The sequence below is a fragment of the Azospirillum sp. genome (assembly GCF_035627195.1).
Taxonomy (GTDB): Bacteria; Pseudomonadota; Alphaproteobacteria; order Azospirillales; family Azospirillaceae; genus Azospirillum.
The window spans coordinates 1-7990 of the sequence record NZ_DASPMG010000151.1 but is presented as its reverse complement, the minus strand read 5'-3'; the positions used below and the strand labels follow the sequence as shown (position 1 = coordinate 7990).

The 7990-nt window shown below is 68.5% G+C and carries 10 protein-coding genes and 1 riboswitch; of the genes, 1 reads left to right on the top strand and 9 read right to left on the bottom strand.

Annotated features, from left to right (window positions below; all coding sequences use genetic code 11):
- Positions 1–242: 242 nt before the first annotated feature.
- The gene (gene thiC, locus VED21_RS13980) at positions 243–2084 is read right to left on the bottom strand and encodes a phosphomethylpyrimidine synthase ThiC (RefSeq protein WP_324882983.1); all 1842 of its coding nucleotides are present in this window, start codon (positions 2082–2084) and stop codon (positions 243–245) included.
- Positions 2085–2155: 71 nt separating this feature from the next.
- Positions 2156–2276: riboswitch (TPP riboswitch) on the bottom strand.
- A 92-nt stretch (positions 2277–2368) separates the two neighbouring features.
- On the opposite strand from thiC, the gene VED21_RS13975 reads away from it, so the two are divergent.
- Positions 2369–3277, top strand: coding sequence for a DMT family transporter (locus VED21_RS13975; RefSeq protein WP_324882982.1), 909 nt, complete (start codon positions 2369–2371; stop codon positions 3275–3277).
- 8 nt (positions 3278–3285) lie between these two features.
- Here the strand turns inward: VED21_RS13975 and VED21_RS13970 are convergent, their stop codons facing one another.
- From VED21_RS13970 to ffh, 8 genes are all read right to left on the bottom strand, one after another.
- Positions 3286–3501, bottom strand: a complete 216-nt coding sequence (locus VED21_RS13970) for a hypothetical protein (protein WP_324882981.1) — start codon at positions 3499–3501, stop codon at positions 3286–3288.
- Positions 3491–3805: a BrnT family toxin gene (locus tag VED21_RS13965; RefSeq protein ID WP_324882980.1), complete on the bottom strand. Its 315-nt coding sequence runs from the start codon at positions 3803–3805 to the stop codon at positions 3491–3493. Before VED21_RS13965 ends, VED21_RS13970 begins: the two co-directional genes overlap by 11 nt.
- A gap of 167 nt (positions 3806–3972) precedes the next feature.
- A complete protein-coding gene (rplS, locus tag VED21_RS13960; RefSeq protein ID WP_324882979.1) occupies positions 3973–4368 on the bottom strand; it encodes a 50S ribosomal protein L19 in 396 nt (131 codons plus the stop codon).
- Positions 4369–4410: 42 nt separating this feature from the next.
- Entirely contained in the window at positions 4411–5208 is a 798-nt protein-coding gene (gene trmD / locus VED21_RS13955; protein ID WP_324882978.1) for a tRNA (guanosine(37)-N1)-methyltransferase TrmD, read from the bottom strand.
- Positions 5205–5762, bottom strand: a complete 558-nt coding sequence (gene rimM, locus VED21_RS13950) for a ribosome maturation factor RimM (RefSeq protein WP_324882977.1) — start codon at positions 5760–5762, stop codon at positions 5205–5207. Before rimM ends, trmD begins: the two co-directional genes overlap by 4 nt.
- Positions 5763–5879: 117 nt before the next feature.
- Positions 5880–6227, bottom strand: a complete 348-nt coding sequence (gene rpsP / locus VED21_RS13945; RefSeq protein ID WP_324882976.1) for a 30S ribosomal protein S16 — start codon at positions 6225–6227, stop codon at positions 5880–5882.
- 46 nt (positions 6228–6273) lie between these two features.
- Entirely contained in the window at positions 6274–6648 is a 375-nt protein-coding gene (locus VED21_RS13940; RefSeq protein ID WP_324882975.1) for a VOC family protein, read from the bottom strand.
- Positions 6645–7990, bottom strand: a 1346-nt coding sequence (gene ffh / locus VED21_RS13935) for a signal recognition particle protein (RefSeq protein WP_324882974.1), incomplete at its 5' end; no start/stop codon positions are given. The genes ffh and VED21_RS13940, both read right to left, overlap by 4 nt.

Here is a 7990-nt window from a genome sequence, read left to right as displayed (position 1 = left end):
GAAGCGCGCCCACACGACCGTGCATGAGCTGCCGGTCGGTACCTTACCAATTTGATCGGCCTTTGCATTAAGCTCTTCGGCGTATGTCGAGCCGACATGGTTGGCGCCGTCGGTATCATACGGCCGGCGCATGAATGCTTCCATGATCGGCCGGCCGTATGCCCCTTCCGCACATTGCTGCGCAATGTGCAGCCGGGTTCGAACCGACGGCGCCCGATGGAAGCCATCAGGCGCCGTCGGTATCACTCCGCCGCCTTGTAGATCTCCCCGCCCTGGGCGCGGAAGGTCTCCGCCATCTCGGCCATGCCGGAGCTGGCGTAGTCCCGCACTTCCCGGGTGATCTTCATCGAGCAGAACTTCGGCCCGCACATGGAGCAGAAGTGCGCCACCTTGGCGCCTTCGGCGGGCAGGGTCTGGTCGTGGAAGCGTTCCGCCGTCTCGGGATCCAGCGACAGGTGGAACTGGTCGCGCCAGCGGAACTCGAACCGCGCGCGGCTCAGCGCGTCGTCGCGAATGCGGGCGGCCGGGTGGCCCTTGGCGAGGTCGGCGGCGTGCGCGGCGATCTTGTAGGTCACCACGCCCACCTTCACGTCGTCGCGGTCGGGCAGACCCAGGTGCTCCTTCGGCGTGACGTAGCAGAGCATCGCCGTGCCGAACCAGCCGATCATCGCCGCCCCGATGCCGCTGGTGATGTGGTCGTAGCCGGGTGCGATGTCGGTGACCAGCGGCCCCAGCGTGTAGAACGGCGCCTCGCCGCACAGCGCCAGCTGCTTGTCCATGTTCTCCTTGATCTTGTGCATCGGCACGTGGCCGGGGCCCTCGATCATGGTCTGCACGTCGTGCTTCCAGGCGATCTTCGTCAGCTCGCCCAGCGTCTCAAGCTCGGCGAACTGGGCGGCGTCGTTGGCATCCGCGATGGAGCCCGGGCGCAGCCCGTCGCCCAGCGAGAAGCTGACGTCGTACGCCTTCATGATCTCGCAGATCTCTTCGAAGTGCGTGTAGAGGAAGTTTTCCTTGTGGTGCGACAGGCACCATTTGGCGAGGATCGAGCCGCCGCGCGACACGATGCCGGTCACGCGCCTGGCGGTGAGCGGAATGTGGGCGAGGCGCACGCCGGCGTGGATGGTGAAGTAGTCCACCCCCTGCTCCGCCTGCTCGATCAGCGTGTCGCGGAAGATCTCCCAGCTCAGGTCCTCCGCCTTGCCGTTCACCTTCTCCAGCGCCTGGTAGATCGGCACGGTGCCGATGGGCACGGGGGAATTGCGGATGATCCATTCGCGCGTGGTGTGGATGTTGCGGCCGGTGGACAGGTCCATGACGGTGTCCGCACCCCAGCGGATGGCCCACACCATCTTGTCCACCTCCTCGCCGATCGAGGAGGCCACGGCGGAATTGCCGATGTTGGCGTTGATCTTGGTGAGGAAGTTGCGGCCGATGATCATCGGCTCCGCTTCCGGGTGGTTGATGTTGGCCGGAATGATGGCGCGGCCTCGGGCGATCTCGTCCCGCACGAACTCAGGCGTGATGTGGTCCGGGATGCTGGCGCCGAAGGACTCGCCGTCGCGCGCGGCGTCCAGCGCGGCCTTGCGGCCGAGGTTCTCGCGCACCGCCACATACTCCATCTCCGGCGTGACGATGCCGGCGCGGGCGTAGGCCATCTGCGTCACCGTCCGGCCGCGCGCGGCGCGTAACGGGCGGCGGGAGCTGCCGCATTCCTTCGAGCCGGGGAAGACGGCCATGTTGCGCGCCTCGCCGGCCTTCAGCCCGTCGTCCTCCGGGCGGATGGCGCGGCCGGTGTATTCCTCCACGTCGCCGCGCGCACGGATCCAGGCATCGCGCAGGGCGGGCAGCCCCCGGCGGATGTCGACGGCCACGTCCGGGTCGGTGTAGGGGCCGGACGGGTCGTAGACGCGCACCGGCGGCTCGCCGCCGCCCACGCAGATCTCGCGCATGGCGACGCGCAGGTCGGGGTGCCGCTCGCCGGGCACGTACAGCTTGCGGGACGCCGGCAACGGGCCGGCCGACACGGTGAGGCCGGTTTCGTCGAAGTCCTTGGTGTGGTCTTTGGGCTGGTCTTTGGGCATCGGAGGATCTCCCTACTCTCGGTTGCGGAAGATCCGGTTGCCGGAAGAGGGGAAGGGGGCGCGGATGGCGCCCACAGCCTTGGTTTCCTCCCTTCGCCGGTATGACCCGGATCAGGTTCGAAGGGTCACCGCGGTGCGATCGCTCGCCGGCGGTATCTCAGCCCCCTGACCGGGGCCCCCCTGGAACGCGCCGATGGTGGAGGGGCAACGCGCCCCTGTCAAAGGGAAAGCCACGCCCTCCCCCTTTCGCTATAAAGGGTTGGTCGCAGGATGGGAGACGGGTCGTGACGGAACAGGCAGCGGCGGCGCGTCCGGCGCCGGGAACGGCGGTGTACGCCCAGATCGCCGGCGTGGTCGTGTTCTGGGGCAGCAACTGGCTGCTGATGAAGATCGCGCTCGCCGACATGGGGCCGCTGACCTTCTCGTTCCTGCGCTACCTGGGTGCGGCGGCGCTGCTGGCGGCGCTGCTGGCCTGGACGCTGCGCGCGCCACTGCTGCCCGCCCGCGGCGACCGCCGGTGGCTGGCGCTGATCGGCCTGCTGCAGGTGGCCGGCATGCCGGCCATGAGCGCCATCGGCCTGCAGTTCCTGCCACCGGGGCGCGCGGCCGTGCTGGTCTACACCATGCAGATCTGGGCGCTGCCGTTGGGCTGGCTGATCGCGCACGAGCGCATCACCCCGCAGCGCACGCTGGGCGCCCTGCTGGCGCTGGCCGGCGTGCTGGTGTTCTTCAACCCGGCGCTGGTGGACTGGAGCGACCGCAACCAGCTGATCGGCAACGGGCTGCTGCTGGCCTCGGCCGCCGTTTGGGCGCTGGCGGCCAGCCTGTACCGCCGGCACCGCTGGCACACGCCGTTCTGGACGCAGACCTTCTGGCAGATCGCCGTCAGCGCCGTCGCCATCGGCCCGGTGGCGCTGCTGGTCGAGGCGGACCGGGCGGTGAACCCGACGCTCACCCTGGGGCTGGTGCTGGTCTACAACTGGGTGGTGGCGACGGCGCTGTGCTACGCGTGGTGGTCGAAGGCGCTGACCGCCATGCCGGCCACGCAGGTGGGCCAGATCGTCTGCCTCGTCCCCTTCACGGCGCTGGGGCTGAGCGCCCTCCTGATGGGCGAGCCGCTGACCTTGAGCGTCCTGGCCGCCGTGGCGCTGATCGGCGCCGGCATCCTGATCACCGTGCGGGCGCCGCGGTAGGGAAGAGGCTACTTCCGTTTGAACACGACCTGGACCGATTCGGCGTCCTGCCAATCGGCACGCGTCGTTTTCGGAGCGTCGCTGTAGTCGATGGCATCGTCCGGCATGCCGGCCTCCTTCCAGGCCAGAAGCTTGGAAAGGTCCGTGCGGTCGTCGGCGTCCGGACGCAACCGTCCTGCGGCGCTGTCGCTCCGAACGGAGACGTGCACCTTTTCAGCCCGCACGGAAAATCGCCCGCTCTTCGGCATTGGCCAACCTGATGCTGATGATGTTCAGCCACCCATCGGATTTAGTGTACACGACGAGGAACACAAGGTCGATTCCGGGAACCTCGGCCAGGGCATTGAAGCGCGGCGGTCGATCCGGGTGTTCGGCGTCCTTGCGCTTGAGGATTCGGGTCCAGTTGAATTTCGCGGCGATCGGAAAGTCGATCCCGTGCTTTTGGAAATGCACGTCCCTGTTGGCCGGATCCCACGTGATCCCCTCGAAGGCCTCCACATGAGGCCGGTATCCTTTGGTTCCGGTCATCGCCGAATCCTAAGGGGAGCACGAAGGCATGCGATGAGGCCGCCGGCAGTTGCGACGCTTTGATGCGGCACCGCGAAGGCACACCCCCAACGCCGAACGCCCGCCGCGGGAGGATCCCACGGCGGGCGACGGAAACGCGTGCAGCGGCGAAAGGAGGCTTTCGCGGATTACTCCGCGGCGGCCGCCTTGTCGTTCATGCCGCGGCCGGTGGTGCGCTCGGCGATGCGGGCCGACTTGCCGCGGCGGTCGCGCAGGTAGTACAGCTTGGCGCGGCGGACGTCGCCCTTGCGGACCAGCTCGATCGAATCGATGCGCGGGCTGTACAGCGGGAACACGCGCTCCACGCCCTCGCCGTAGCTGATCTTGCGGACCGTGAACGAGGAGTTCAGGCCGGCGTTCTTGCGGGCGATGCAGACGCCTTCGTAGGCCTGCACGCGCTCACGCGTGCCTTCGACCACCTTGACGTTCACGCGCACGGTGTCGCCGGGCGAGAACTCCGGAATGGTCTTGCCGCCGGCGACCTTCTCGATATGCTCCTGCTCGAGCTGCTGCAACAGGTTCATGACACTACACCCCTTTCCTCGGTGCGCCTCGCGGCGGACCCTTTACTCGTCCCTGGAAGCCGGCGTCTTCCGACGGCCCCGTTTCACCTCCACCGGGCGGCTTGCCTCGTAGCGGGACCACAGGTCGGGCCGCCGGGCCCGGGTGATCCGCTCCGCCTCGGCCAGCCGCCAGGCGCGAACCTTTCCGTGGTGCCCGGACAGAAGGACGTCGGGCACCGTGCGCTCCACACCCCGCCCGTCGGTCCACACCGCGGGCCGCGTGTAGTGGGGATACTCCAGCAATCCCCGCTCGAAACTCTCTTCCCCGGCCGTCTCCACGTTGCCCATCACGCCCGGCAGCAAGCGCACCACGGCGTCGATCAGGGCAAGCGCAGCCGGCTCGCCGCCGGACAGCACGAAATCGCCGAGGCTGACCTCCTCGACCTCGTGCGCTTCCAGCACCCGTTCGTCGACTCCCTCGTACCGGCCGCAGAGCAGCGTGACCCGTGGGGCCGCGGCCAGCTCCTTGACCAGTTCCTGGTCCAACACCCTTCCGCGCGGCGACAGGTAGATCACCCGGCCGCGTCCCTCGTTCCCCGGCGGACCGCAGGTTTCGGTGAAGGCGGCGTCCAGAACGTCCGGCCGCATCACCATACCCGCACCCCCGCCGAAGGGGGTGTCGTCGACGGAGCGGTGTTTATCGCGCGCGAAAGCGCGAATGTCCACTGTTTCGAGTCCCCAGACCCCATTTTCCAGGGCCTTCCCGGCAAGGCTGTGGCCCAGCGGACCGGGGAACATCTCGGGGAACAGCGTCAACACCGCCACGGTCCAGACGCGCGGGCCTTCGGCGCCGTGATTCACGGCTCCTCCTCCCCCGCATCCGGCCCAACATCCGGCTGGCCGTCCGGCTTCACCTCCACCACGTCCGGCGGTTCCACCACCACGCGCCCGCCCTTGACGTCCACCACCGGCACGCAGGCCTTGGTGAAGGGCAACAGCTCCGTCCGCCCGTCGGGCATCCGGATCTCCAGCACGTCGCCGCCCCCGAAGTCGTAGAGGGCCAGCACCGTGCCGAAGGGCGTCCCGTCCGCCGTCTCGGCCCGAAGGCCGATCAGGTCGGCGTGGTAGAACTCGTCCTCGTCCTCCGTCTCCGGCAGCGCCGAACGGTCGACGAACAGCCGCACGCCGGCCAGGGCCTGCGCCTCCTCGCGGGTCGCGATGCCGTCCACGCGGGCGAGCCAGAGGTCTTTGACGGAGCCCTGGAGCGTCACGCGGAAGCGGCGCGCCCCCGATTCGTCGGACAGCGGGCCGTAGGAGGCCACGGCCTTGGGATCGTCCGTGAAGCTCTTCAGCTTCACGAGCCCCCGCACGCCGTGCGACCCGGCGAACTGACCGACGCAGACCTTGGTGGACATGGTGTTCCCGGAAAGAAGAAGCGCAGGTCGGGTCGAGCGCCAGCGAAAACCCAACACCCCCGGCAGTGCGGAGACGTTGGGTTTTCGGCCTCGCCTCAACCCAACCTACGGCCTTCCTTACTCGCCGGCAGCCGCGGCAGCGGCGGCCTTGGCGCGCTCCTGGGCCTTGGCCTTCGGGGCGGACTTCTTCGGCGTCTCGCGGATCTCCGGCTTGGCGACCAGGCCGGCGTTGGCGAGGAACAGCACGACGCGGTCGGTCGGCTGCGCGCCCATCGACAGCCAGTGCTTGGCGCGCTCGGCGTTCAGAACGATGCGCTGGGCGTCCTCACGCGGCAGCATGGGGTTGTAGGTGCCGATCTTCTCGATGAAGCGGCCATCGCGCGGGCTGCGCGCGTCGGCGATGACGATCGAGTAGAACGGGCGCTTCTTGGCGCCGCCGCGGGCGAGACGGATCTTCAGAGCCATGGGTCGAAACTCTTTCCTGCTGAGTGGTTGATAACGGTGCTGTTGATCACGGGGCCGTGTGGCACACGGCCTCGATGCGGTTGCCGTCGGGGTCGATGACGAACCCGGCGTAGTAGAAGGGGTGGTAGCGCGGCCGCAGGCCCGGCGCGCCGTTGTCGGCGCCGCCGGCGGCCAGCGCCGCGGCGTGGAAGGCGTCCACCGCCTCGCGCGTCGGCGCGCGGAAGGCCACGTGCACGCCGGCCGGCGCGCACGCGCCGCCATCCTCCGGCGCGCCGATCCAGAAATGCGCGTGGTCCTCGCCATAGCCGGCGGTGTGGCCGAAGTCCATCATCCGCTTGTAGCCGACGGTGGCGAGCACAGCGTCGTAAAAGGCGCGGGCGCGGGCGATGTCGGAGACCGGCAGGGAGATGTGGTCGATCATCCGAACGGCCCCTTCAACCCGCGCGGCATCAGCGCACCCAGCCCCTGGCGCATCAGCCCCTTCTTGCCGAGCTTCTGCACCTGCTTCATCATCGTGCGCATGTCCTCGAACTGCTTCAGCACCTTGTTCACCTCCTGAACCGTGGTGCCGGAGCCGGCGGCGATGCGCTTGCGGCGGGACGCCTTGATGATCTCGGGGTTCTTGCGCTCTTTCTTGGTCATGGACGAGATGATCGCTTCCTGACGCTTCAGCATCGAGTCGTCGATCTTCTTGTCCTTCAGCTGGTCCTTGATCTTGCCGACGCCGGGCAGCATGCCCAGCAGGCCGCCCATGCCGCCCATCTTGCGGATCTGCCGGAACTGGGCGGCCATGTCGTCGAGGTCGAAGCCCTTGCCCTGCTCCATCTTGCGGGCGAGCTTCTCGGCCTCCTCCTGGTCGATGGTCTCGACCGCCTTCTCCACCAGCGAGACGACGTCGCCCATGCCGAGGATGCGGCCGGCGATGCGGTCGGGGTGGAACGGCTCCAGCGCGTCGATCTTCTCGCCGACGCCCAGCAGCTTGATCGGCTTGCCGGTGATCTGGCGCATCGACAGCGCGGCACCGCCGCGGGCGTCGCCGTCCACGCGGGTCAGCACGATGCCGGTGATGCCGACCTTGTCGTTGAAGTTGGTGGCGACGGTGACGGCGTCCTGGCCGGTCATGGCGTCGGCGACCAGCAGCGTCTCCACCGGGCGGGTGGCGTCGCGCACGGCCGCCACCTCGGCCATCAGCTCCTCGTCGATGGCGAGGCGGCCGGCGGTGTCGAGCATCACCACGTCGTAGCCTTCGAGGCGCCCGGTCTCCATCGCGCGCTTCGCGATGTCCACCGGACCCTGACCCATCAGGATGGGCAGCGTGGCGACGCCGATCTGCTCGCCCAGGACCTTCAGCTGCTCCTGCGCGGCCGGACGGCGCACGTCCAGCGACGCCATCAGGACCTTCTTGCGCTCCTTGGTCTTCAGGCGCAGCGCGATCTTGGCAGTGCTGGTCGTCTTGCCCGAACCCTGCAGGCCGACCATCAGGACCGGCACGGGCGCCGCGGCGTTGAGGTTGATCTCCTCGCCGGCGCCCAGCATCTCCACGAGGTTGTCGTGGACGATCTTGATGACCTGCTGGCCCGGCGTGATGGAGCGCAGAACCTCCTGCCCGACCGCCCGCTCCTTGACCTGATTGACGAACTGCTTGACCACCGGCAGGGCGACGTCGGCCTCCAACAGCGCGATGCGCACCTCGCGCAGAGCGGCGGAGACGTCCTCCTCGCTCAGCGCGCCGCGGCGGCGCAGCTTGTCGAAGATGTCGCCCA